Source organism: Methylocystis sp. H4A (genome assembly GCF_015709545.1).
GTDB lineage: Bacteria > Pseudomonadota > Alphaproteobacteria > Rhizobiales > Beijerinckiaceae > Methylocystis > Methylocystis silviterrae.
Genome location: NZ_JADNQY010000028.1, coordinates 925,792 through 948,738, shown reverse-complemented (window position 1 = coordinate 948,738; position 22,947 = coordinate 925,792). Strand labels below are relative to the sequence as shown.

18 protein-coding genes are annotated in these 22,947 nt (G+C 64.7%); 8 read left to right on the top strand and 10 right to left on the bottom strand.

The annotated features are described in order from the left end of the window. Positions 1-89 precede the first annotated feature (89 nt). Both IYW40_RS21125 and lpxK read left to right on the top strand, forming a co-directional pair. Complete coding sequence (locus IYW40_RS21125; RefSeq protein ID WP_196402160.1) at positions 90-1,367, top strand: 3-deoxy-D-manno-octulosonic acid transferase; 1,278 nt, start codon at positions 90-92, stop codon at positions 1,365-1,367. A 27-nt stretch (positions 1,368-1,394) separates the two neighbouring features. Beyond that, a complete protein-coding gene (lpxK, locus tag IYW40_RS21120; protein ID WP_196402159.1) occupies positions 1,395-2,390 on the top strand; it encodes a tetraacyldisaccharide 4'-kinase in 996 nt (331 codons plus the stop codon). Here lpxK and IYW40_RS21115 read toward each other — a convergent pair. Both IYW40_RS21115 and IYW40_RS21110 read right to left on the bottom strand, forming a co-directional pair. Further along, the gene (locus tag IYW40_RS21115; RefSeq protein WP_014890019.1) at positions 2,387-2,608 is read right to left on the bottom strand and encodes a DUF2093 domain-containing protein; all 222 of its coding nucleotides are present in this window, start codon (positions 2,606-2,608) and stop codon (positions 2,387-2,389) included. The genes lpxK and IYW40_RS21115 overlap by 4 nt on opposite strands. Before the next feature lie 184 nt (positions 2,609-2,792). Next, on the bottom strand, positions 2,793-4,577 hold the full coding sequence (locus tag IYW40_RS21110) for a porin (protein ID WP_246720949.1): 1,785 nt from the start codon (positions 4,575-4,577) through the stop codon (positions 2,793-2,795). A gap of 457 nt (positions 4,578-5,034) precedes the next feature. Here IYW40_RS21110 and IYW40_RS21105 point away from each other — a divergent pair, with 457 nt between their 5' ends. Next, the gene (locus IYW40_RS21105; RefSeq protein ID WP_196402158.1) at positions 5,035-5,685 is read left to right on the top strand and encodes a Fe2+-dependent dioxygenase; all 651 of its coding nucleotides are present in this window, start codon (positions 5,035-5,037) and stop codon (positions 5,683-5,685) included. 268 nt (positions 5,686-5,953) lie between these two features. Here the strand turns inward: IYW40_RS21105 and IYW40_RS21100 are convergent, their stop codons facing one another. From IYW40_RS21100 to IYW40_RS21090, 3 genes are all read right to left on the bottom strand, one after another. Beyond that, positions 5,954-7,717, bottom strand: coding sequence for a porin (locus tag IYW40_RS21100; protein WP_196402157.1), 1,764 nt, complete (start codon positions 7,715-7,717; stop codon positions 5,954-5,956). Between the two features lie 283 nt (positions 7,718-8,000). Further along, on the bottom strand, positions 8,001-11,774 hold the full coding sequence (locus IYW40_RS21095; protein ID WP_196402156.1) for an AAA family ATPase: 3,774 nt from the start codon (positions 11,772-11,774) through the stop codon (positions 8,001-8,003). Next, entirely contained in the window at positions 11,771-12,976 is a 1,206-nt protein-coding gene (locus tag IYW40_RS21090; RefSeq protein WP_196402155.1) for an exonuclease SbcCD subunit D, read from the bottom strand. Before IYW40_RS21090 ends, IYW40_RS21095 begins: the two co-directional genes overlap by 4 nt. Positions 12,977-13,350: 374 nt before the next feature. Here IYW40_RS21090 and IYW40_RS21085 point away from each other — a divergent pair, with 374 nt between their 5' ends. The 3 genes from IYW40_RS21085 to IYW40_RS21075 all read left to right on the top strand — a co-directional run bounded on the left by IYW40_RS21085 (position 13,351) and on the right by IYW40_RS21075 (position 16,018). Then, positions 13,351-13,923, top strand: a complete 573-nt coding sequence (locus tag IYW40_RS21085; protein ID WP_196402154.1) for an HNH endonuclease — start codon at positions 13,351-13,353, stop codon at positions 13,921-13,923. A gap of 28 nt (positions 13,924-13,951) precedes the next feature. Further along, the gene (locus IYW40_RS21080; RefSeq protein ID WP_196402153.1) at positions 13,952-14,464 is read left to right on the top strand and encodes a hypothetical protein; all 513 of its coding nucleotides are present in this window, start codon (positions 13,952-13,954) and stop codon (positions 14,462-14,464) included. Between the two features lie 363 nt (positions 14,465-14,827). Beyond that, positions 14,828-16,018, top strand: coding sequence for a hypothetical protein (locus IYW40_RS21075; RefSeq protein WP_196402152.1), 1,191 nt, complete (start codon positions 14,828-14,830; stop codon positions 16,016-16,018). Positions 16,019-16,182: 164 nt separating this feature from the next. On the opposite strand, the gene IYW40_RS21070 is transcribed toward IYW40_RS21075, so the two are convergent. The 3 genes from IYW40_RS21070 to hemN form a co-directional block, all read right to left on the bottom strand. Beyond that, on the bottom strand, positions 16,183-17,277 hold the full coding sequence (locus IYW40_RS21070) for an AAA family ATPase (RefSeq protein ID WP_196402251.1): 1,095 nt from the start codon (positions 17,275-17,277) through the stop codon (positions 16,183-16,185). A 72-nt stretch (positions 17,278-17,349) separates the two neighbouring features. Next, positions 17,350-17,739 (bottom strand): hypothetical protein, encoded by a 390-nt coding sequence (locus IYW40_RS21065; protein ID WP_196402151.1) that lies wholly within the window; start codon positions 17,737-17,739, stop codon positions 17,350-17,352. Positions 17,740-17,763: 24 nt separating this feature from the next. Further along, on the bottom strand, positions 17,764-19,110 hold the full coding sequence (hemN, locus tag IYW40_RS21060; RefSeq protein ID WP_196402150.1) for an oxygen-independent coproporphyrinogen III oxidase: 1,347 nt from the start codon (positions 19,108-19,110) through the stop codon (positions 17,764-17,766). A gap of 173 nt (positions 19,111-19,283) precedes the next feature. Here hemN and IYW40_RS21055 point away from each other — a divergent pair, with 173 nt between their 5' ends. Then, a complete protein-coding gene (locus IYW40_RS21055; protein ID WP_196402149.1) occupies positions 19,284-19,670 on the top strand; it encodes an AprI/Inh family metalloprotease inhibitor in 387 nt (128 codons plus the stop codon). Between the two features lie 130 nt (positions 19,671-19,800). Here IYW40_RS21055 and IYW40_RS21050 read toward each other — a convergent pair whose 3' ends face one another. After that, a complete protein-coding gene (locus IYW40_RS21050; RefSeq protein WP_196402148.1) occupies positions 19,801-20,166 on the bottom strand; it encodes a hypothetical protein in 366 nt (121 codons plus the stop codon). A gap of 560 nt (positions 20,167-20,726) precedes the next feature. On the opposite strand from IYW40_RS21050, the gene IYW40_RS21045 reads away from it, so the two are divergent. After that, positions 20,727-21,203: an integration host factor subunit alpha gene (locus IYW40_RS21045; RefSeq protein ID WP_196402147.1), complete on the top strand. Its 477-nt coding sequence runs from the start codon at positions 20,727-20,729 to the stop codon at positions 21,201-21,203. An 89-nt stretch (positions 21,204-21,292) separates the two neighbouring features. Here IYW40_RS21045 and IYW40_RS21040 read toward each other — a convergent pair whose 3' ends face one another. Then, entirely contained in the window at positions 21,293-22,822 is a 1,530-nt protein-coding gene (locus tag IYW40_RS21040) for an acyl-CoA synthetase (protein ID WP_348644318.1), read from the bottom strand. Between the last annotated feature and the right edge of the window lie 125 nt (positions 22,823-22,947).

The window sequence follows — 22,947 nt, the reverse complement described above, 5'->3', positions numbered from 1 at the left end:
GGCATAGAAGTGTCATTCCGGTTGGCCCGACGCGCGGAGAAGACGCCGTCAGATGGCGCATGTGGACCGGATTTTAATAGATTGGAAACATGTCGCTTCTGACAGTGTACCGGCTGGCGACGATCGCGGCGACGCCCTTCGCCAGCGCCGCGCTCAATTGGCGCGCCAACCATGGCAAGGAAGATCCCGCGCGGTTGGCCGAACGCATGGGCGAGTCGAATCGCCCCCGACCGCGCGGACGACTCGTCTGGCTGCACGGCGCGAGCCTCGGCGAAAGCCTGTCGCTGCTGCCGCTCATCGACCGTTTCATTCAGCGCGGACTCGACGTGCTCGTGACAAGCGGCACCGTCTCGTCTGCGCGCGTTCTCAGCGCGCGCTTGCCCGCGGGCGCCTTTCATCAATACGCGCCGGTCGACGCCCCGAAATTCGTCGAACGCTTCCTCGATCACTGGCGACCCGACATCGCGGTCTTCGCCGAATCAGAGCTTTGGCCCAATATCGTCGCGGCCGTGCGCGCGCGCGGCGCGCCGCTGGTTCTCGCCAACGCCCGCATCTCCCGCAAATCCGCCGAGCGCTGGCGGGCGGTTCCCGGAGCGGCGAAATCCGTCTTCGGCGCCGTCGATCTTTGCCTCGCGCAGGATTCCGATAATGCGGCCCGCTTTCTGGCGCTCGGCGCGCGCTGCGTGCGCATCGCCGGCAATCTCAAATTCGACGTGCCGCCGCCGCCGGCCGACTCTTCAAAGCTTGCCGAGTTCAATGGCGCGATCGGCGGGCGGCCGGCGTGGGCGGCGGTCTCCACCCATCCGGGCGAAGAGGACCTCGTGCTCGACGCGCATGTCGACATGGCCGCGCAAACCCCGTCGCTGCTGACGATCATCGCGCCGCGTCATCGGGAGCGCGGCGCCGAGATCGTCGAAGCCGCCCGCGCCAGAGGATTGACTGCGGCCTTGCGTTCGCAGGAAGGCGAGCCGCGGCGCGACGTCGACGTCTACGTTGTCGACAGCGTCGGCGAGCTTGGCCTCGTTTTTCGAAGCGTCGGGGTCGTCCTGATGGGCAAGTCGCTGCTGCCCGGCGGCGGACAAAATCCAATCGAGCCGGCGAAGCTCGGCTGCGCCATTTTGCATGGCCCCTATGTCGAAAACTTCACGGAAGTCTACGGCGAACTCGCAGCCGCAAAAGCCGCTGCGCGCGTTACAGACGCCGCATCGCTGGCGCGGGCCGCGCACTATCTCCTCTCCGAACCATCGCGCATGCGCAAAATGGGGCGCGCCGCCGGCGAAACTGTCGAGAGACTGGGCGGCGCCTCGCGCGGCATCATGACCGCCGTCGAACCCTATCTCGCGCAAATGGCGGTGGCCCAGCAATGAGCGTCGCGCGCGGCGCCGCTTTTTGAGATGCGCGCGCCCGCCTTCTGGCGTGAAGACGGCGCGGCGGCGCGGCTGCTGTCTCCGCTCGGCGCGCTCTATGGCGGCATCGCACGCAAGCGGCTCGCGCGCGAGGCGCCGCGCGCCAATTTACCGACGATTGTCATTGGGGGACTGACCGCAGGCGGCGACGGCAAGACGCCGCTCGCCATCGCCATCGCTCAGCGTCTCAACGCGGCGGGAGAGCGCCCTGCCCTTCTCACCCGGGGTTATCGCCGAAGGCGCGGCGGAACGTCCTCCTTCTTGGTGGACCTGACGCGTCACGGCGCCGACGACGTCGGTGACGAAGCGCTGCTGCTTGCGCGCGCCGCGCCGACGATCGTCGGCTCTGACCGACTTGCGAGCGCAGACTTGGCGCAGCGCCAAGGCGCCACCGTCGTCATTCTCGACGACGGCTTCCACAGCCGTCGCATCGCGCCCGACCTGACGCTCATCGCGATCGACTCGGACTATGGCGCCGGCAACAGCCGCTGCATCCCGGCCGGACCGTTGCGCGCGCCGCTCGATGCGCAGCTTGCGGCGGCGGATATTCTGGTCGTGATCGGCGACGGCGAACGCGGGCGCGACATCGCTGCGCGCGCGAACAAACCAATTATCGCCGCGCGTTTGGCGCCCGACAGCGGAGCCGCCGAAGCGATGCAAGGCGCGCGCGTCGTCGCTTTCGCCGGCATCGCGCGGCCAGAGAAATTCTTCTGCTTGCTGGAAGGATGCGGCGCCGAAGTCGCGGCGCAGGTTTCATTCGGCGATCACCGCCGCTTCACTCGCGACGATTACGCGATGCTATCGAAGTTGCGGCACGAGCATGGCGCGCGGCTCGTCACGACGGAAAAGGATGCGGCGCGGATGGGCCGCCAGCTTGCGACGCTCGGCGTCGATACGCTACCCGTCACTCTCGTTTTCGATGACGCCGACGTTCTAGACGAGGCGCTTCGCGGGCTGTGCAAGGCGCGCCGCTCTGAGCCTTAATCGGGCTTCTTCACGCCAAGACGCATCAGCTTAGCGTGCGGCCCGCTGTAAGGCTCCTGCAGATCGACGTTCCAATAGCGCAGATCCTCGAGCGGGATCGGCTCGCCGGTCACCGCGCAGCGCACATAGGCGCCGGGCTTGCGCACGCGATATTCGCCGTCAAGGTATTCGACGACAGCCTCTTCAGCGGGCTGAGGCTGGCGGTCATAGCGGTTCATGCGCGTTCTCAACCCGTAGCGCCGGGGAAATGGACGCCCCACGAGGCGCCTGAGCGTCGTCACAAGCGACCTCATCGGCGAAGCCGAACGCTCCCTTTCGGCGGATTAGATTCCACGAGATATAGCATCGCAGGGCGTATAAGGAAACGCCCGCCGGCGGTCGTTTGCCTGAAGGTGGCGCCGCTTACCAATAAATCTTGGCGCGAACCTCGAACAAATTGGGATGCGCGCCGGTATAGTTGGCGCCGAGAAGCATGGGGAGCGGACCGCCGTTGTAAAGGTTCAATGGCGCGACGATGTTCATCACGCGCGTCCAGTTCGCCTGGAATGCGATGCCCACGTCCGGGTACCAGTTCACGCCGATCGTAAGATTCTGCTGACGGCCGCCGTTGATCCCGGCGTTGGCGATGTAGGTCCGGGCGAATGGATTTGGCGTGACGAAGGTCGTCAGCGCCAGCAGGTTATAGAGGGTATTCCCGTTGTAGGGCCCGTTGTTGAGGTCAACGGAGCTGAAGCGCGCAGCCAAGCCCCAGGCTCCGTAACCGCCTGCGCTGAGGGGATTTTTGATCTTGAGCTGATTAAAGGTTGCGCCGTTCTTATCGCGGATATCATAGGACTGCGCGCGCTCCTCGCCGGTGATCCAATATGTGCCCTGGATGTAATAGCCGTCGAAATAGGCCGACCGTCCTCCCGGATTGAACGGAACCAGAGAGCCGTTAACGGGAATGACGCCGGTCGCCGCCGAAGCCGCCGTTAGATAGGTCGCACGGTTGATCGCGTTTTGATCGCGGTTGTAAAAGGCGCCGAAATATTCCGCCTGGATGCCGAACGGCCCATGCGACGCCGCCAATTCAACGCCGAAGGATTCGACGCTCTTGGTGCATTTTCCGGCGAAGGCGGAGCTGTTGAAGAGGTTTTGGGGGATTGGTCCCACGATCGTTCCGCAGGAAAGATCCGGCGTGCCAATGAGGCCCTGCCCGAGGATATTGGCTTCCGATCTGACGCGGTTGCCCAGCGCAAGGACCCGGTCGTTGTTCACCGCCGTGGAGTCGTTTGGCTGATGGTACCGGCCGGAGGCCCCGACGTGGAGGAGATCATGCTCGGTGTGGATCGGCGCATAGGTCAAGCGGCCGCTCACGTCGAAATACTGCCCGCCGCCTGTGGCTTGGAACCAAGTCGTGTTGGACGGGAATGGCGCGCCGCCGCCCGCGTTGGGTATGTAAAGTCGCGGAATGCCCCAGGTCGCCGGATAACCACGCGCGGGGTTCAGGCTCGCATCGCCAAAGCTGGTGCTGAATATGCCGCCCTTGAAGGTCCAGTCGTCGCCGTAGGCGCCCATTGCAAGGCCGATATGACGATCCGGCTGGAAGGTGTCGACCGCAAGCGAGCGTTCGATGAAATCGCGGTATTTTGAGGAATTGATCGCCTCGACGCTGAAGGGCTCGAACATGCTGCCGACCATGACGTAGGCCGGCTCCTTGGCGAAAGGCAGCGTGAACAGCGGGCTTTGGATGCCAAAATAGGCGTCGCGAATGCCGCCGTACACGTGATTGACGCCGGTGATCTGACTTGTTCCGGTGAAGTCGTATTGCAGCTTGTAGAAGTAGATCTGCGCGGCCTTGCCTTCGACCTCGAGCCGAAGCTGGCGCCCGCCGACCTGATTGTCGAAACCGTTGAGCGGCAGAGCGATGCCGCCGCCGTCGATGATGATGCGGCCGCCGACCTTGAAGCTATACGCCTTGTCTTCGGTCTCGACGAAGAGGCCGTTCTTGAAGCTGACGAACACTGGCGGCCGTGGGGGCGTATCGGACGCCCCCTTGGACGCCGCGGCGTTGGCGATATTCGATGCGCTTTGCTGTGAATGATCCTTCGCTGTCGCGCTTTGCGATTTTGCTTTGCGTGCGTCCTGACGAAGCTTGGCGACCTCGGCTTCCAGTGGACGAAGCCTGGCGATCTCCGCTTCCAGCATGCGCAATCGCGCCTCGATGGCGCTGTCGGATGCGCGAGCGCCTGTCGAGAGCAACGCCCCTATCGCCGCCAGGACGGATGCTTGCTTCGCCCGCCGAATCGCCAAATCCAGCCCCGCACGTCCCCTTTATGTTCGGCCACAGGGTGCGGCGTTAACCTTAACGAATGGTTAGCGACATTCTTGCCTCCTCGGCGCTGGTCCTCCAACAACGCCTGCTCGCGCTTGCGTTAGGCGAACTCCGCCATCGCGAGGACCGAGTCCTGCTCCTCCAGACAGCCAGACTTGCTGCGCCCGCGATCTTTAGGCATTTTGCCGTGCACTCCAGTATGCAGCCGATGCAAGATCGGAAGCTCATAGGCCGATCACAACGCACTCCGCTCGGCTTTATCGTAACGGCATGTTCTCGTAGAGCGTGGCGAGGGACGGATGCGACATATTCCTGTAGAAAGCGACGAACGTGCTGCTCATCGATGATTTCCTCGACGAAGACCAATGCGCGCGGTTCCGCCAGCGCATTCTCAACGCGCCCTTCGTTTCGGGGGCGTCCACGGCCGGCGGAATGGCGGCGAACGTCAAGAAAAATCTTCAGCTTGACGAGCGGAAGGCAGGCAAAGTCGTCGACGAGATCAAGTCACTGATTCTTGCGCACCCGGGCGTCGATCTTTTCGCGATGCCGGAGAAGCTCGTCGGCGTGATCATCAATCGCTACGACGAGGGAATGGAATACGGCAATCATTCGGATTCGCCGATCATGGAAGGCGTGCGCTGCGATTTGTCCTTCACTTTGTTTCTGGAGGATCACAGCAACTACGATGGCGGCGAACTTGTGCTCGAGCAGGAGCACGGGCTCATCAAGGTCAAACCGAAAATCGGCAGCATCTTCGTCTATTCGACCGGCCTGACGCATCGCGTCGCCAAGGTGACGCGCGGCAGCCGTCTCGCCTGCGTCGGCTGGATCAAGAGTCGCATCCGCGACGAAGGCCGCCGCAAAGTTCTACGCGATCTTAATGCCGTCCTTGGCGCCTATATGGAAAAGAACGGACATGACGCGATCGCCGATCTGCAGCTCAAAATCATCGGCGATCTGATCCGCATGTGGCACGAGTGATATGGATTCCGGCTAATTCGTTCGCTTGGACGGCGTCATTCCCGGCAGGCCAAAGGCCTGACCGGGAATCCAGAGCCAATTCAAGAAAGCTGGTTTTGCTCTGGATTCCCGATCGCGCATGGCGCGCGTCGGGAATGACAATCCGAGCCGTTCGAACGGATTTCGTGTGAAGCCCTGCCCCTGCGCGGTTCCCGCAAACGTAGATCAAAACAAAAATCCCGCCGGGAGAACCCAGCGGGATTGCTTGAGAGTCAGATGGGAGAGACTGTTACCACCAGACTTCCGCGCGGGTGAGGAAGGAGTTGGTGTCGTTCGCGCTGAGCCAGGGCTGGTTGAATGGCGCGACATTGGCAAGGACGCGGCCGTAATTGAACAGGAAGCGGTAGCCCTTTTCCGGATACCAGTTCAGACCCAGCGTGATCTTGTTGACGCGACCGCCGGTGAGCCCGACCGAATTCGCGGCGAGAACAGCCGGGAATAGACCACCGGGGGTGGCGACGCCGGGAACGAGGCCAAGCGCGCCATAGGCCGGGAGATAGCTCCAGGCGCCTTGCGAGCCGTTGTCGAGGTTGATCGAGCTCCAGCGCGCCGCGACTTCCCAAGCTCCATAGCCGCCCTTGCTGATCGGATTGAGGATCTTGGGCGCCGTCGAGAAGGTATAGGGCGTGTTGATGTTGTGCTCGATGTCCGTGTAGGCGGTGATGCGCGTTTCGCCGGTCAAGAACAGCTGAGCCTGCGCATAAAAGCCGTCAAATGCTGCGGAACTTTGGAGACCCTGTCCCGCAGCGAGCCGCGACGCCTGAAGCGCGGGAACGCCCGTAAGCGCACCGGGGGTAATCAGCAGAGCAGCCGAGTTGTAGGAGTTGCGGTTGTAGTAGGCCTGAGAGTATTCGGCCTGAATGCTGAAGGGCCCGTGAATGGCCACGAATTCGACGTTGAACTGGGTGGAGTTTTTTAGACAGTTGGTCTGAACGAGCGAGCCGCCGAACGCCGGGTTAGACGCCCACACTGAACCAGCGAGATTGAACGGACCGCCCGGATTGCACGCCATATCCGGCGTGCCGAGCAGCCGCGTGTTGAGCGCATTGGCTTCGTTGCGCACGCCGCGTCCGACGAGCAGTTCGTCGTTCGAAGTGCCGCTCGCGCCATTGTTTTGGTAATAGCGGCCCGTGGCGCCGATATGGATCAGATCTTCTTCGGTGCGGATCGGCAGGAAGACCGCGCGGCCGTCAACTTCCCAATACTGACCCAGTTTATTGTTGGTTGGACGGATGGCCGCGTCTTGCGGACTGGTGCTGTAGATGCCGGCCTTGACGCCCCAATTGTGACCGCCGCTGGAGATCGACGCGCCGAGATGTCGTCTTGGCGTGTTGAAGGCGTCCGACATCATCGAACGCTCGATGAAGGTGATGCCGGAGTTCGAGGTGCTCATCGCCTCGAGACCAAGAGGCCGAAGCTGGTTGGCCAACTGAATGACGACGGGCCACTGGTAGGGAAGTCCAACGGTGGTCAAAAGCGGGTATTTGAACGCCAACCAAGCGTCGCGGACGTTGGCTGAGCTTACGGAGCCGCTGCTTCCGCCGAATTCAAACTGCGTCCGGTAATACCAATATTTGAACGCCTTGCCGGCGATGTCGAGACGGGCGCGGCGCAGCAGCACATTGCTCGCGTCGCCATTGGCCGGATCGCTCTGCCAGCCGCCGTCCGCGTGGACACGGCCGCCGATATGGATCGAGAAGGCCTTGTCCTCGGTCTCGACGAACAGGCCGTTCTTGAAGCTGACGAAGACCGGCGGCGGCGGCGGATGGCCATGACCGTCCTTACTGACATGCGCCTGAGCGGCGTTCGCGATATTGGTCGCGTGCTTGACCTCGGCGCGCTGCTTGGCGACCTGCGCTTCAAGCTGCTGCAGCCGCGCCTTCAACTCGCGAAGTTCGGACGCGGTGTCGGCCGCGGCCGGAGTGGCCGAAGCCGTCGCAATTAAGCCGAACGCAGCGATGGCGAGCGCGCGTTGTCCAACTCCAAGTTTCATAAGTTTGATCCCCCGGTTAACTTTCGGGCGACAGTGAAGCCGACGCTGGATGACAGAGCCGTGACAATCTTTGCCCTAGCTGTAATGTGACGCTGCAAGGGACAGCAGGTGTGGCGCCAGCGCCACAGTCCTGGCGGCTGATCATTGTTTTTTGTGGCTTTGCCGCCACAGCAGCCGTTTTTTTTGGATTCGTCGCCGCAAATTTGGGGCTGTTTCGGCGCGACTCATCCCCTGGGGAAGAATCGATCGGCTACTTCTTTCGGGGTTGGCGTGGCATCACGGGTCACGCGTAATTCGGCGCGCGCAGCCGTACCACGCTGACTCCGCCGCCTCGTCGCTCGACGCAGATTTTCGTGGCGATGCGCTGCTGGAGCGAATCGACATGGCTGATCACCCCCACCCGCCTGCCCTGCCCCTGCAGCGTCTCCAACGCGTCTATGACGACGTCGAGGGTCGCGGAATCGAGCGCGCCGAATCCTTCATCGATGAACAGCGTGTCGACGAATGAATCGCGCCCCTCGAGTCCGGCAAGCGCTAAGGCAAGCGCCAGCGACGCGAGGAAGCGCTCCCCGCCGGAGAGCGAACGCGTCGAACGGCGCTCGTCGCCAAGATCGCGGTCGATGATCTGGAGGCCCAGCGATCCGGCGTCGCCCGAGCGCTCCAGGGCATAGCGCGGCGCAAGCAGCGCCAGGCGCTGATTGGCGAGCGCGACGAGATGCTGCAGCGTCGCGGCCTGCGCGAAACGGCGGAACTTGTCGCCGCTCGCCGATCCGATGGCTTCATTGATCTCGCCCCAGAGTTTGGCGCTTACGCGCGCCCGTTCGAGCTCGTCGGCGAGCGCTGTCGCGCGTTCCCGCGCCTCATCGTCCTTCGCGCCACGCTCGCGCAGCGCGCCGAGCCGCGCCGACAATTCGTCGAGGCGACCAGCGATACTCTTCTCCTCCGCGGCGAGCTGCTCACGCGAAACTTCCGCCGGGGCGACGGCCTTGGCTTCATCGTAATCAACCTGCCGCGCCCTGACGGCGGCCTCGGCCGCCGCGCGCTCGGCTTCCGCCGCTTCGACGGCGCGACGCAGCTCCGTCTGCTCTTCCCGCGACATTGCAAGAAGAGGCGCCGCAGTCGCCTCGTCGACGCCAGCGCCCGCGAGCGCCATTGCAAAGACCGCGCGCGCTTGCACGGCGCGCGCCGCCGCGCTTTCCGCCGCGCTTGCACAATGGGCGTGACGCGTCTCGCAGGCGGTTTTCGACTGCTGGGCTTCAGCGAGCCGCTGGCGCGCCTCGTCGCGCGCCGCAATAGCCGCCCGGTGGAGATTCTCAATACGCGACCGATGCGCGGCCGTCGCTTCTCCCCCCAGAAGCAGCGCGCGCGCATCGCGCGCCTCAACGAGACTCCTTGCGCGCGCCTCGTGATCGCCTTTGGCTTCGGCCTCGCGGGCGCATGCGCTGTCTGCTTCCGCCGCAACGCGCTCCGCCTTCAGTCCGATCGCGGCGAGGTTTGCGCCGACCTCATCTGACCGCCCCAGCGCCTCCCGATAATGCGCACCCGCCGTCTCGAGCCGGCGGCGCGCAGAAGCGGCGTCGCGACCGAGATCCGCGGCCGAGAGGTCGCAAAGCTGCAGATAAGGCGCGAGCGACCGATCGAGTGATTCGAGACGCTCGACGAGTCCGGCGCCTTCCGCTTCGGCGCGGGCGCGCGTCTCGCGCGCCGACTGGAGCGTCTGGGCGAGCCCCGCGCGCTCCTCCTGGCGTGCGTCCAGAGCCTGGCGGGTCTCCTCGCGCGCGCCGCGCAGTCGATCGCGCTCCTCGCGCAGCCGGCGCGCGACGAGAAGCTTTTGCGCGACGCCGTCGCGCGCCGCCGCCGCCTCCCTCGCCAGTTCGTCCAGCCGCGGCGAGGCTGACAGGATCGACGGCGGCGGCGCAAATTGGCGCGCAATGTTTCGCGCGCCATCGTCGCCGAGCGTCGACGCATATTCGGCTTCGGCGCGCGCGCGCGCCGACAGCGCTTCCGCCGCGCGACGCGACGCGTCCTTATGAAGCGCTTGGGCTTCGGCGGCGCGCGCGCGCAGCGCGAAAATCTCTTCGTCCATTTTGATGACCGTCCGCCGCGACTCATCGCGTCGTGCGCGCAGCTCTTCGATCAGTGCATTCGCTGCGTCATGGCGGTCGGCGAACGGGTGCTCCAGCGCGCCGCAGACCGGGCATGGCGCGTCGTCGCTGAGCGCCGCGCGCAGTCGCAGCGCATCGGGATCGGCCGCCGCGTCCGCCAGTTCGCCCAGGCGCTCGGCGTCGGCGCTCTGCGCCACATGTTGCGCGCGGCGCGTCCGCAATTCCTCCAGCGTCCGCCGAAGCGCGGCTTCGTCCTCGGCGCTGCGCGCAATCTCCTGATGCGCCGACGCCGCCGCCGCGCCGGCTTCGTCAAAGGCGCGCGCCCAGCGGCGCAAGCCGTCGACCAGCTGGATCGACGCCGAAAGGGCGTCGTCACGCGTGAGCAAACCCGGCTCATCGAGCGCCAGTAGCGCGCGATCGCGCTCGTCGATCTGCGTCGTCAGTCTCTCGCTGGCCGCTCGATCCTGCATATCGCGAGAATAGAAATCGGCGAGCGTCGCTTCGCTGCGGCCGAGTTCGGCGGTCGCCGCCGCCAGCGCGCCGTCACATATGCGCTTGGCCTCCAGAAGCTCGCCCCGCTTCGTCAGCCATTCGTCGATTTCCGGCCAGCGCTCGCTGAGCGGGCGCGCCGGCGCGAGGCGCTGAAGTTCGACGTTCGCCGCCACCTTCTCAGTTTGAACGTCGGCCAGCCGTGCGACCGCATCGGCGCGTTCGGCGCGCTTCTCCGCAGCGCGCAATGCGGCGCCCTCGGCGACGCCGCGCGCCTTCCCTTCCTCCTGCGCCAGATTGGCGATGCGCGCGTCGAGCGCCGCCGCTTCGCTCCATATCGGCGCGAACCGGGCCATCTCCGCTTCCGAGGCGGCGACCTCCTCTGAAGCCGAGCGCGCGCGCGTCTCCTCAGCGGCGAACGCTTCTTGAGCGGCGCCCGCTTTCGCTTTGGCGTCGGCGGACTCTTCGATCGCCGCGTTTTGCGTTTCCTCGGCGCGCCGCATCTCGTCCCGCGGGGCGCGCAGCGGCTCGACCTGCGCCAACGCCGCGAGCGTTTCGCGCCGCGGCGCCATCTCGTCAAACGCCCGTAATGCGCCCTCGCGCGCCGACATCGCCTGAGCAAGCTTTGCGTGCGCCTGAGCCAAGGCGTCGAACCGGCGCAGCGCATCGGCCATCGCGCTGCGCCTTTCGGCGACTTGCGCGCGTTCGGCTTCGGTCGCTGCGACGTCTGCGTCGATCGCGGCGCGCTCATCTTCCGACATCACGCCGATCTGGGCGCAACTGCTTTCGATAAGAGCTGTCGCCTGCTGCGCCTCGCGGGCGCGTTCAAAGGCCCGCTGCGACAGAACGCCATAAATTTCGGCGCCGGTGATTTTTTCGAGAAGTTCGGCGCGCTCCTTCGCGTCGGCGCGCAGAAACGCGTCGAATTCGCCCTGCGCCAAAAGCGCCGTGCGACGAAACTGGTCGAAGGTGAGATCGGTCAATTCGACGACGCGGGCGTTGACCGGCTCTATGCCGCTCTCGACCGGCGCGACGATTTCGCCGGCCTCGTCGATTCGCCACAGCGACCTGACGCGCTTTTGCAAGGCGCCCGACGCTCGACCGCGGGCGCGCTGCAGGTCGCAGCGCGCGCGATAGCGCAGCCCGTCCTTGCCAATAAAATCCACCTCCGCGAAACCGCGTCCGGCGCCGCGGCGAAGAATTGTGCGCGGGTCGCCAGAGCCGAGCGTCTCTCCAGACGGATCTGGCGCGCCTTCGCTCGCGCCGGCCGCGACGACGCGCGGGAATTTGTCGTAAAGCGCGAGACAGATCGCGTCGAGAATCGTCGACTTGCCCGCCCCGGTTTCTCCGGTGATGGCGAAGAGGCCCGCCGAGCGCAGCGGCTCGCTGTCGAAGTCGATGGCGAAGCCTTCGGCGAGACTGGCGAGATTAGCGCCTCTGATCGCCAGAATGCGCAATGTCACGCCTCCTGCAGAAGACGCTCGAAACAGTCGAAATGATTGTCGGTCGGGGCGACGCCGTGCGCCTGCTCAAAGGCTTCGCGAAATAAATCCATCGGTTTGCGCTCGGCGAGGCGCAGCGGCGTCGGGGCCGCCGCAGGGGCTTCCGGCCGCTCGACGCTGGTCGAAACGACGCGCAGCGGGAATTTCTCGCAAATGGCGTCGAGCTCGGCTTTCAATCCGACAGCGGGGCCGTCCACCCTGATCGCGAGATGCGCGAAGGGCCAGGCGTCGATCGGCGCCGAGGCGTCCAAATCGAGCGCCGCAAGCGCGGACTCAAGTTCAGCAAGGCGCAGAGCGCCGCTCGCCGGCGCCCGCAAATGACGGACGGGGCGGATGATCGGCGCATGTTGGACGACAACGGCGCCGCTGGCGTCGACATCGACGATGCTGACGCCATGCGCATAGCCGATTTCGGTCTTCGACATGGGAATAAGCGAGCCGGAGTAGCGGATCGTCTCGCGGCCGACGGATTGCGGACGATGCAGATGGCCAAGCGCAACATAAGCGATATCGGGCGAAAACATGTCGGACGGAAGCGCGTGTTCGCCGCCGATAAGAATCCGTCGTTCGGACCCTTCCGATTCGAGCGCGCCTGCGACATGAAGATGGCCGGTGACGATGAGCGGCGCCGCGCCGATTTCGCGCCGCGCGCTTTCGACCGCCTCTCGATAGGCCTCGCGCACGGCGCTGGCGGCCCCGCCTCCGCTCGTTACGGGCAGATCCACCGCGCGCGGATAAGGCAGCGCGAGCAAATATGCGCCAATTCTGCCGCTGGCGTCGCGGATTGGCGAAAGATGCGCGCGGGCGTCGAAGGCGCCGTCGCGACGCGCAAAGGCGCCGATCGAAACGACGTCCGCCATCTCGAACAATGCGCGCGGCGCTTCGAGTCGCGCCGCCGGGTCATGATTGCCGGCGACGAGCGCGATGCGCGCATGCGGACAGGCGACGCGCAAGTCGCGCAATGTGTCGTAGAGCAGTCGCTGGGCGTCGGCGGAAGGATTGAGGCTGTCAAAAACGTCGCCCGCCACGATGACGGCGTCGACCGCCCGGTCCCGGGCGATGGCGACAAGCTGCGCCAGCGCGTCGCGGTGCTCGGCGTCGCGCGACCAGCCCTGCAGCGTCGCGCCAAGATGCCAGTCGGCCGTGTGAAGGAGGCGAATCACTCCAGCAGTAGGCGCCAGGCCGTCGGCCGTGGGCAAGGGCCACGCTTGGGCGCGCTGGCCTGCGGACGAATAATTCGCGGTTTTTCGCCCCGATCCGACAGCCAAGGACGAGCGGCGAATAGGCGAGCGGCGATAGGTCAGCATAGAAGTCGTCGAAACAAAGACATACCGATTACTTTTTAGATCCAAGCCGCTTCTTGCAGCTTACTGTTTCGCCAGCATTTATCTCTTTCTAGAGACGTGGCGCTCCTCAGCGGCGGAAGTCGCGGCGCGGGCCTTCACAACCCTGTCGTCGTGCCTGTAAAATATGCTCCATCGCAAAGGGCTGGACCTTGGCGCGGTCCGTCAGGCCCCTCCATCCGAGAGGAAGCAGGGTGACTGCACATTTTCGTCAACAGACCGTGTCGCCGCAGGCGTGCCCCGCGCTCGTGCTCAACGCCGACTACAGGCCGCTGAGCTACTATCCGCTCTCGCTGTGGGGGTGGCAGGACGCAATCAAGGCGGTGTTTCTTGACCGCGTGAACATCGTCTCGGAATACGACAAGACCGTCAAAAGCCCGAGCTTCGAGATGCGTCTGCCCTCGGTCGTGTCGCTCAAGGAATATGTGCGGCCGACCCGTCAGCCGGCGTTCACACGGTTCAACGTGTTCCTGCGCGATCGCTTCACCTGCCAATATTGCGGAGAACATGACGAACTGACGTTCGATCACGTCATTCCTCGATCGAAGGGGGGCGCGACGACGTGGGAAAACGTCGTCGCGGCGTGTTCGCCGTGCAATCTGCGCAAGGGCGACCGCCTGCCGAAGGAGGCGCATATGTCGCCGGCGCAGGCGCCCTTTCAGCCGAGCGTCGCGGACCTGCATCGCAACGGGCGGCTGTTTCCGCCCAATTACCTGCACGAAAGCTGGATGGACTATCTCTATTGGGATTCGGTGCTCGAACCATAGCTTGGCGCGCCAGGAAAGACGGCATCCAATGATGCGCCGAATCGTGGTCATGGCTTTCGGCTTCGTCCTCGCTGTGGGCGTCGCCGCCATTTTTCTGATCGTCTCGGCGCTCCTTGATCCGGCGACGCGGGAAGCGGGATTTGCCGCCGCGACGTCCGGCCTGTTCGCCTTTGTCGACGAAGATGTGCGCGCCGGCGGATGGAGCGATCCTCTGGCGACATTCGGATTCATCGTTTGGTCGATGATCATCGCCACCTGCGTCGCGCCCCTCGCGGTCGCGGCGTTGATCGGCGAGATCGCCGGCGCACGCTCGCTCCTCTGGTATTCAGGCGCGAGCGCGACGCTCGCCGGCGCGTCGCCGTGGATCGCCCGCGCTGCAATGGGACTTGATCGCGCCCGCGAAGCGAGCCCGCTCGAATTAAGAATCGCGCTGCTGTTTTTTCTGACCGGCGCTCTGGCGGGGGCGATTTACTGGTTGATCGCCGCGCGTCCGCCCGCTCGTCAGATGGCGCGTCCCAAACCGCCGCTTGGCGAAGTTTAGCGCGCAGCCTTCCCGTGGCTGCGGCGCCAATAGACGCGAGCGGGTCGCAATAATTTTCGCGCGAGACGTCCGGCAAATCGCCGGCCATCTGAACGAGCGTCGAGTCGCAAGAATCCTTCATGCTCGAGGTCTTATCCATGCACAGCGTGCGCTGGCGCGCGAACGAAGTAAGCGAACGAAGCAAGAATGAGCGCTGAAGCGATCATTGCGCCAGGGAGTGCCTGATCTCCATTTGTCGATACGTTGAGTGAACTGAGGCGCATATGCGATCAAGACGCGCGGACGCCGGGAAATCCCCGGGTTTTCTTGGACTCCGGCGGCGTCAGGATTGACGCCAAAAGCCGGAAGTGCTCTTAACCGAACATGGCAGACTACCATTCTCTGATCGCGAGAGCGGTCGCCGCTCTGCCGCAGTCCACGCCGGACACGCGCCAAGCGGTCTATGAACGCGCCCGCAAAGCGTTGTTCAATCAGTTGCGCGGCATTCAGCCGCCGGTCGCAGAAGCCGACATCGCCGCCGAAGGCCGCGCGCTCGAAGACGCGATCCAGCAAGTCGAAACGGAGCGCGCCGCAAACGACGCGCAAGCGACACGGCCTCGCGATGGGATGTCTGCGCCGCAGCGCAAACCACATCCGATCAGCACGGCCAAGCCCGTCGAGCGCGCGCCGAGTGATGGCGCAGAATCGACTAGGCGCGACGCGCCTCACTCCTCCATCGCGGGCGACGACGATGTCCCGCTGCGTGAACCACAGAGGCCGCCAGCGCCGCTGCCGCCGGCGCCGAGGCCGCAGCGCTCGATGCGTCTCATTCTGTCCGTCGCCGGCGTCGTCGTCGCGCTCGTGGCGGTCGTCGGAACGCTCGCCTGGCAGCTTCGCGAGCAGCCCGAGGATTTGGCTAAGCTGAAACCGGAGCAGTCGCCCTCCAACGGACCAGAAAGCGGCAAGATCAACGATCGCGTCGGACGCGAAAGGGAGCCGGCCAAAGCGACCACGCCGCGCAGCCCCGCCGTGCCGGTGGCGCAAAAGGCGGAGATGTGGGTGGGCTCGCTCGCCGAGCCCACAAAAGTCGACAAGATCTACAATGGCTCCGCCGTCTGGCGCCTTGAGAACGTCGGCGGGCCCGGCGAACCCGTCGGATCGGCCATCCGCGGCGACATCGACGTCCCCGACGCGAAGCTGAAGATGACTCTGCTGTTTCGCAAGAACACCGACGCCACCCTTTCGGCCTCGCACACCATCAATGTGTCGTTCACGGTGGCGCCCGGCAGTCCCATCGGCGGCGTCAAGGCCATCGGCCCCATCCAGATGCGCCGCTCCGATGCACAGTCGGGAGAAAAAGTCGCCGGCATTCCCGTGCCGATCACCGAGAACAATTTCCTCATCGGCCTGATGCGCGGCGACCACGAGGCGCGCAATATTCTCCTGTTGCGGTCGCTCGCGGCGATCGACCTGCCAATGCAGCTCGCCGACGGCCGCGCGGCGACGATCAACATGGAAAAAGGCTCCTCTGGCGAGCGCGTCTTCGCTGACGCCATCGACGCCTGGGGAAAATAAATCCCGGCTTCGCTGCAACGGACGCGACGACAGCGGGCTTCGTTCTTGAGCGCTTCCCGATCACATGGAATCATGTGATCGATAAGGAATCGCTCGAAATCAAAATGGTGGAGCAGGTTCTCATCGAAAAAGTCTGTCAACTTTTTCGGAACCTGCTCTAAGCGTCACATGACGAGCGTCAGTCTCTTCGCGGCGCGCGTCACGCCCGTGTAGAGCCACCGCGCCCGATGTTCGCGGAAGGCGAAGGACTCATCGAAAAGCGTCACGTCGTCCCATTGCGACCCCTGCGCCTTGTGGACGGTGAGCGCATAACCGAAATCGAACTCGTCCGAGTCCTTGCGAAGCGCATAAGGAATGTCGCTTTCCGCGCCGAACAGTTGCGGCACGACCGCCACGCGCTGAAATTTAGCGGCTTCGCCATCTTCCGGCATCACCAGCATTCTCACCTTGCCGCGGCGCAGGGCCCCGGCGCTCTTTACCGTAAACAGCGCGCCGTTCAGAAGTCCCTTCTTGCGATTGTTGCGCAAGCAGACGAGCTTCTCGCCGGACTGCGGCAACTCGCCCGAAAAGCCGCGCAGCTGGCGCAGGCGTCCGTTATAGGCGCGCCGCGTTTTGTTCAGGCCGACGAGCACCTGATCGGCGCCGGTCACGAGCGCGGGATCGAGCGAGTCACGGCTGATGACGCGCGTATCGCCGAAGACGCCGCGCTCGACGCTCTCGCCCGCGCGGATCGCCATTGACAGGCGGATGATCGGATTGTCCGCCGCCTGCCGATGCACTTCTGTCAGCATCACGTCAGGCTCGGCGTCGGTGAAGAAGCCGCCGCCTTTCACCGGCGGCAATTGCGCCGGATCGCCGAGCACCAGCACCTTCTTGCCGAAGGACAGAAGATCGCGGCCGAGCTCCTCGTCGACCATCGAGCATTCATCGACCACGATGAGTTTCGCATGCGCCGCGGCGCTGTCGTCGTTGAGAACGAAGGACGGCTCTTCGGTCTCAGTGTCGGTCGCGCGATAGATGAGGCTATGAATCGTGCGCGCGTCCTTGCAGCCCTTGGAGCGCATGACGAGTGCCGCCTTGCCGGTGAAGGCCGCGAAGGCGACATCGCCGTCGACATGTTCGGCGAGATGACGCGCGAGCGTCGATTTGCCCGTTCCGGCGTATCCGAACAGCCGAAACACCTGCCGCGCGCCGGGCGTTTCAAGCCAGCGCGCGACGGCGGTCAGCGCTTGATCCTGTTCGGGCGTCCAGATGGGCATAGCTACGGCGTCGAATCCAGGCGTCACGATGGCGGAGGCGACGCCGGCGAACAAGCGCCATTATCACTCTTGTCAGGCGCTGAAGCCCGCGATCAACAGCGCGCCGCCGAGCGCGAAGGACACGAGCGCAAACACGGGATAGCGCTTTTCATATGCCATTCGGGCGAAAATGTCGCGCACCGTCTGCGGCGGCAGAAAGAGCGTCAGGAAACCGCTGATCAGCGTAATCCAGCCGACAAGCGAGACGAGCGCCGCGGCCGTGTCGCTCCAGATGTCGTGGCCGATCACGATGGCGAGACCGATCGCGAGGCGAATCATGCCGACGAAGGCGATGGCGACGGGCTCGCGCGAAACGCTCTCGATCATCTGGAGCGCCACGTCCCTGCGCACCAGCATCCAGGCGGACATGATCAGAGCGTAAGCGCCGATCAGCTTTGCGAGAAAAAGCGTAAGCGGCGGCATGAACGCCTCCTTGCCGAATCGCCTTCACACCACCGAGGAATGGCGGGCTGGCGCTGACTGCAGGTAGGCGTCAAAGGCGGCTGCGACAAGGCGAACGAAGGGCTTTCCACGTTCGGTGACGACGAGTCGTCGGTCCTGTACGTCGATGACGCCGTCGTCCGCAAGAGCGTCGAGAGAGGCCTGCGCAGCGTCGAAGGCGTCTTCCGCATAGCCATGACGCGCAGCCACCGCGCCGTAGTCGACGTCGAAATCGCACATGAGGCGTTCGATCAGATCCGCGCGGGCGATATCCTCGCGCGTGAACGCGACGCCGCGCGTCGTTGCAAAACGTCCTGACTCGATCGCGCGTCGCCATCCCGCAAGATCGGTGGCGTTTCCGACATAGCCCTCCGGAAGACGCCCGATGGACGAAACGCCAAACGGCAGCAGCGCGTCGGCGGCGTCAATCGTGTAGCCTTGAAAATTGCGGCGCATGCGTCTTCCCCGCGCGGCGATCGCCAGCGGGTCCTCTGGACGCGCAAAATGATCGAGTCCGATCGCCTCGAATCCCGCGCCTTCAAGGGTCGCCCGCACGGCCGCCGCCTGCGCCAAACGCTCGCCGGCGCCCGGCAGCGCCGCGGCGTCGATCAGCTTCTGGTGCGACTTGAACCAGGGCACATGCGCATAGCCGAAGACCGCGAGCCTCTGCGGTGCGAGCGACGCCGCGAGCGAGGCGGTGCGCTGGGCGTCTTCGACGCTCTGCTTGGGCAGGCCATACATCAGATCCAGATTGATCGCGGCAATCCCGGCCTCGCGCAGCAATTTCACGGCGCGCGCCACCGTTTCATAGGGCTGTATGCGGCCGGACGCCTCCTGCACATGCGCGTTGAGGTCCTGCACGCCGAGCGAGGCCCGCGTAACTCCGGCGCCGGCAAGCGCCTCGACGAGTTCGGCGTCAAGAATGCGCGGATCGAGTTCGATCGCGTGTTCCGTTTCAGCGGAAAGATCGAAATGATCGCGCAGAACTGCAACGATCGCACTGAAACGCGCAGGGCCGAGAATGCTCGGGGTGCCGCCGCCCCAATGGATGCTGGCGACGCGACGCGCGCGCGTCGCTTCCGCGGTCAGCACGATTTCGCGCTTGAGCGTCCGCGTATAAGCCTCAAGCGGGGCGTCCTGGCGCACCGCCTTCGTGTGACAGCCGCAATAGGCGCAGATTGCGGTGCAAAACGGAACGTGGAAATAGAGCGAGAGCGACGAGGAAGGATCGAGGTTCGCGAGCCACGCACGCGCGTCGTCGTCGCCGATCGACTTGGAGAAATGCGGCGCCGTGGGATAGCTCGTGTAGCGCGGCGCGGATCTTTCGGCCAAGGCCAGGGACGCTGGGTCCATCCTACTGACTCCCTCGCCGCCGCGCGGCGCCGCTCAAATTGATAGCGCGCCTCGGTCTGGCGCGCAAAAGCCCCGCCTGCCGCACTTTGACGCGGGCGCGCGCGAATCGGCTGGACGCAGGCCGGGAAAAAGGCAAAGTGAGGCAATTTCACGAGGGTGGGAGCATAGCGCAAATGGCGATATTTTCTGAGCGACGACTGCAACGGCTGGTGTTCTGCCTTGTCGCCGCCGCGAGCGCGTCGGCGCCGCTCGCGTATGCCGCCGGTTCGACGGATGCCTCTGGCCGCTACTCGATTCTTCGCGAGGGAGACAAGGATACGGGCTGCATGCTGACGCTCGACGCGCGCACGCGCGGCCGCGCCGGCCTGAAGGCGCAGCTTGCGCCGGCCTGCAGGGACAATGGCGTGGTGATTTTTGATCCGGTCGGCTGGGGGCTCGACCGGGGGCGTCTCGTGCTCACCGCCCGCAAGGGCCACAAGGCGCATTTTGACAAGGGCGCCGACGGCGTTTGGCGGCGCGACGACAAGGAAGGCAAGGCGCTCGGCCTTCGCCCCCTTTAGCAACCCTTAGCTCTTCATCAGTGAGAGACTTCTGCGAAAGAAGCCTCCCGGATTTCTCCGGGAGGCTCTCCGCCGTCGCCGCGCGAGAGGGGCGGGGTGCCGGCGACGGATCGTGTGGCGCGGTCGTCGGCTAATCGCAAACTCGTACCCGGCGATAGTCGACGATCTCGCCCCACTGCCCAAGAACCGGCTCCTGGAGGAAATGGCATTCTCCATAGCCGTAATAGGCGTCGGCGTGATCTGACCAGGAGCCGCGATAAGGCTCCGGAGCAAACCAGGCTTCGCGACCGTCATCATATGGATCGTAGCCATGACCAAAGCTTTCGCTTTGGTGGCGGCCATGACCAAAGCTCTCGCTTTGACCCCGGACATGACCAAAGCCTCCGCCTTGATAGGGAGCATGGCTTTCAGAGGAGTCGTCGCCCAGATCCTGCGCGACGACCGGGGAAGCCGCGAGCGCCAGGATGACAGCGAGGACGAAAGGCTGGCGCGACATGCTTGGCTCCGATCACTGGGGGAGAGCAGGCGTCGGGGAGGACAGTCATGCTCGCCCGCCCAATACGCACAATCTGACGCACGTTAGCTGAACCGGACATGGCCGCGTCGTTCATCCGACAGTCAGCTTTGCAGTGGGCTGCTGAGTTCTGCTGACGTCTGAGGCCACGGCGCCAAGGCGTATCATTTTGGTCCAGGCAGATCATTTCTTGCCTGCGCTGTCTCAAGATGGAACGCCTTTCTGCGTCTCGGCGCCGGCGTCAACAACCACTCGTCCACGAAATCGCTGTGCATGCAGCGTCCCGCGAAGGTGCGGCTCAAGCGCCGCGCGTTAGCACGCAATCTGCAGAATAACGAAGATATTGCGCCCAGTTGCGTCAAATTGGAACGTGCGGCGGCTTCTTGTCGATGCCTGAGATGCGCATTGAGAAGAGAGCCATTCGGAAATGCGACCTGCCGCACTTCTGAGCAATCAGGTTCCGACGCAAGTTGAGCGCAATCCCTCGGCCAAGCGGAAAGGCAAACCCCGCTTCCGGCCCAAAACTGGGGATTAGTGCGCTGATGTCGATCGCGAATCCAAAAGAGATGCTGAAGCCCTTCGTCGCGCGCGCCAATGGCGACGAAGTCGAACATAAATCGGCATCGCATGAAGACGGCGCGCGCGGCACGCTCACGCGCGAAGACATTGCGCTGGCGATCCATCGCCGGCTTGAAGGCATGTCCCGCCGCGAAGCCAAGCGCCTGACCGACCTGGTGATCGAGGAAATGGCGGCGACTCTGGCGTCCGGCGAGTCGCTCAAGCTGCACGACTTCGGCTCGTTCATCGTGCGCACGAAACGCGAGCGCGCGGGCCGCAATCCGCGCACCGGCGCGCCGGTGCCGATCGAAGCGCGGCGAGTCATTACGTTCAAGGCGTCTCCCAATATGAAGGCGGTCATTAATGGCGAAGTTGCCTTGACGAAGGTCAAGAAGCGCGCCCGTGGCCGCCTCGCGCCGCAGAACGGCGGCGCCGAAGTCGTGAGAATCTTCGCCCCTTGAATTTCCGGTAGTCCGCGCTCCTCCCTGTGAGCGGACGTGGGGCCCGATCGTTCGCCGCTCGCCCCGGCGAATCTTCGGGCCCTCTCTCTTTACGGCAAGGCCGCGCGATTGAGCTTGCCATTGGCGTTGCGTGGCAACGCATCGAGGAACATGACCGCGCGCGGACATTTGTAGGCGGCAAGATGCGCGCGGCAGTAGTCGAGAATGGCCGTCTCTTCCCGCGCCGCGCCGTCGCGCATCACCACATAGGCCTTGATGATCGTCGCGGTTGCGTCGCGGCCTGGCCGTTCCGCCGCCGCCGCTTCGACGACGCCGTTGATCTCGAGCAGCCTTTTCTCGACTTCCGCCGGCGAGACCCGGTAGCCTCCCGCATTCATGACCTCATCGACGCGGCCGTGGCGCCACATGTAGCCGTCGGCGTCGAATTCGACGATATCGCCCGAGACGAACCACTCGCCGCGAAACGCCTCGCGCTCCTCTTCTTCACGGTTCCAATAGCCGAGCATCATTCCCGGATCGTCGCGGCGCACGGCGAGGAGGCCGGTTTCGCCTGGCCGAAGGGGAGTCTCGCCGCCCTCTTGCGGCAGCGCCGCCACCGCCCTGCCCGGCTGCGGCCTGCCGGGCGAGTCGGGACGCACCGGCGCCGTCGGCCCACTGGAGACGAAGGTCGAAATCTCGCTCATGCCGAAGGCTTCGAAGATGTCTTTGCCCGTACGGCCGCGCCAATCGGCGAGCAGGCTCGACGGCAGCGCCGCGCCGGCCGAGAGCGCATGGCGCAGGCTCGATAGATTGGCGGTCTCCGGCGCGCCATATTTGAGGATCTGCCGAAAGACGCCTGGCACGGCGGCGAAGATCGTCGCGCGATACGTTTCGATGAGACGCGGCCATGCGGCAGGATCTGGATGCCCGTTGTAGAGCACCGCGCTGGCCCCGGCCGACAGCGGATCGACGACGCCGACGCCAAGCGTATAGGTCCAGTTGATGGCGCCGGCGTGCAACATCACGTCGCCGGGGCCAAGCCCCGTCCAATGCTCCCGCATCGGCCTCCGGCCCCAAGCGGCGCGATGCGCATGCAATACGCCTTTCGGCCGGCTCGTCGTGCCGGAGGTGTAAACGAGATAAGCGGGATCGTCGGCGGCGGTGTCGACATAGTCCGGGATGGGCGCGCTCTCGGCGAGCCGCGCCAGATCGGCGCCGCGCAAGACGTGGAAGTCTCCGCTATGCGGCTCGTTCTCGAAGGATGCGCCCAACGCCAGCGCGGACGCGCCGCAGTCGCGCGCCATGAACTCGGCTTCCTCGAAAGTGAGCTGAGAGGACGCGAGCAGCGCCACATAGCCGGCGGCGATTGACGCGAAATAGGCAAGCGCCGCATTTGCTTCGTTGCCCATGCGGATCATCACGCGCGCGCCCGCCGGAAGGCCGAGCGACTGCAAACCGGCGGCGAGACGCCGCACTTTCAGATCGAGTTCAGCGTGGGTCCAGCGCTGCGCGCCGGCGTCGCCGACGACGGTGAGCGCAGTGGCGTCGGGCCGCAGCCGCGCATTTTCGGCGAGGCAATAGCGCGCGAGATTGAAGCGCGGCGGAACGGGTTCGCGAGCGGAACAAATATTCGAAGGCACGCCGTCTTCTCGCATTTGCGGACATTCCGGCGCAAGGCCGACGCGCGCATACGCAGCGCGTCCCGACAAAACGGTTCGCAACACATCCGTTCGGAAAGTCCAGCTAGGCGCTGTGGACTCATTAG

Coding starts and splice junctions, on each gene's coding strand:
- IYW40_RS21115 (WP_014890019.1), bottom strand. CDS start 2,608: ATGAACCGCTATGACCGCCAGCCTCAGCCCGCTGAAGAGGCTGTCGTC.
- IYW40_RS21110 (WP_246720949.1), bottom strand. CDS start 4,577: ATGCTGGAAGCGGAGATCGCCAGGCTTCGTCCACTGGAAGCCGAGGTC.
- IYW40_RS21065 (WP_196402151.1), bottom strand. CDS start 17,739: ATGCCGCCGCTTACGCTTTTTCTCGCAAAGCTGATCGGCGCTTACGCT.
- IYW40_RS21080 (WP_196402153.1), top strand. CDS start 13,952: ATGATGCGCCGAATCGTGGTCATGGCTTTCGGCTTCGTCCTCGCTGTG.
- hemN (WP_196402150.1), bottom strand. CDS start 19,110: ATGGACCCAGCGTCCCTGGCCTTGGCCGAAAGATCCGCGCCGCGCTAC.
- IYW40_RS21075 (WP_196402152.1), top strand. CDS start 14,828: ATGGCAGACTACCATTCTCTGATCGCGAGAGCGGTCGCCGCTCTGCCG.
- IYW40_RS21125 (WP_196402160.1), top strand. CDS start 90: ATGTCGCTTCTGACAGTGTACCGGCTGGCGACGATCGCGGCGACGCCC.
- IYW40_RS21055 (WP_196402149.1), top strand. CDS start 19,284: ATGGCGATATTTTCTGAGCGACGACTGCAACGGCTGGTGTTCTGCCTT.
- IYW40_RS21100 (WP_196402157.1), bottom strand. CDS start 7,717: ATGAAACTTGGAGTTGGACAACGCGCGCTCGCCATCGCTGCGTTCGGC.
- lpxK (WP_196402159.1), top strand. CDS start 1,395: ATGCGCGCGCCCGCCTTCTGGCGTGAAGACGGCGCGGCGGCGCGGCTG.
- IYW40_RS21045 (WP_196402147.1), top strand. CDS start 20,727: ATGTCGATCGCGAATCCAAAAGAGATGCTGAAGCCCTTCGTCGCGCGC.
- IYW40_RS21050 (WP_196402148.1), bottom strand. CDS start 20,166: ATGTCGCGCCAGCCTTTCGTCCTCGCTGTCATCCTGGCGCTCGCGGCT.
- IYW40_RS21070 (WP_196402251.1), bottom strand. CDS start 17,277: ATGCCCATCTGGACGCCCGAACAGGATCAAGCGCTGACCGCCGTCGCG.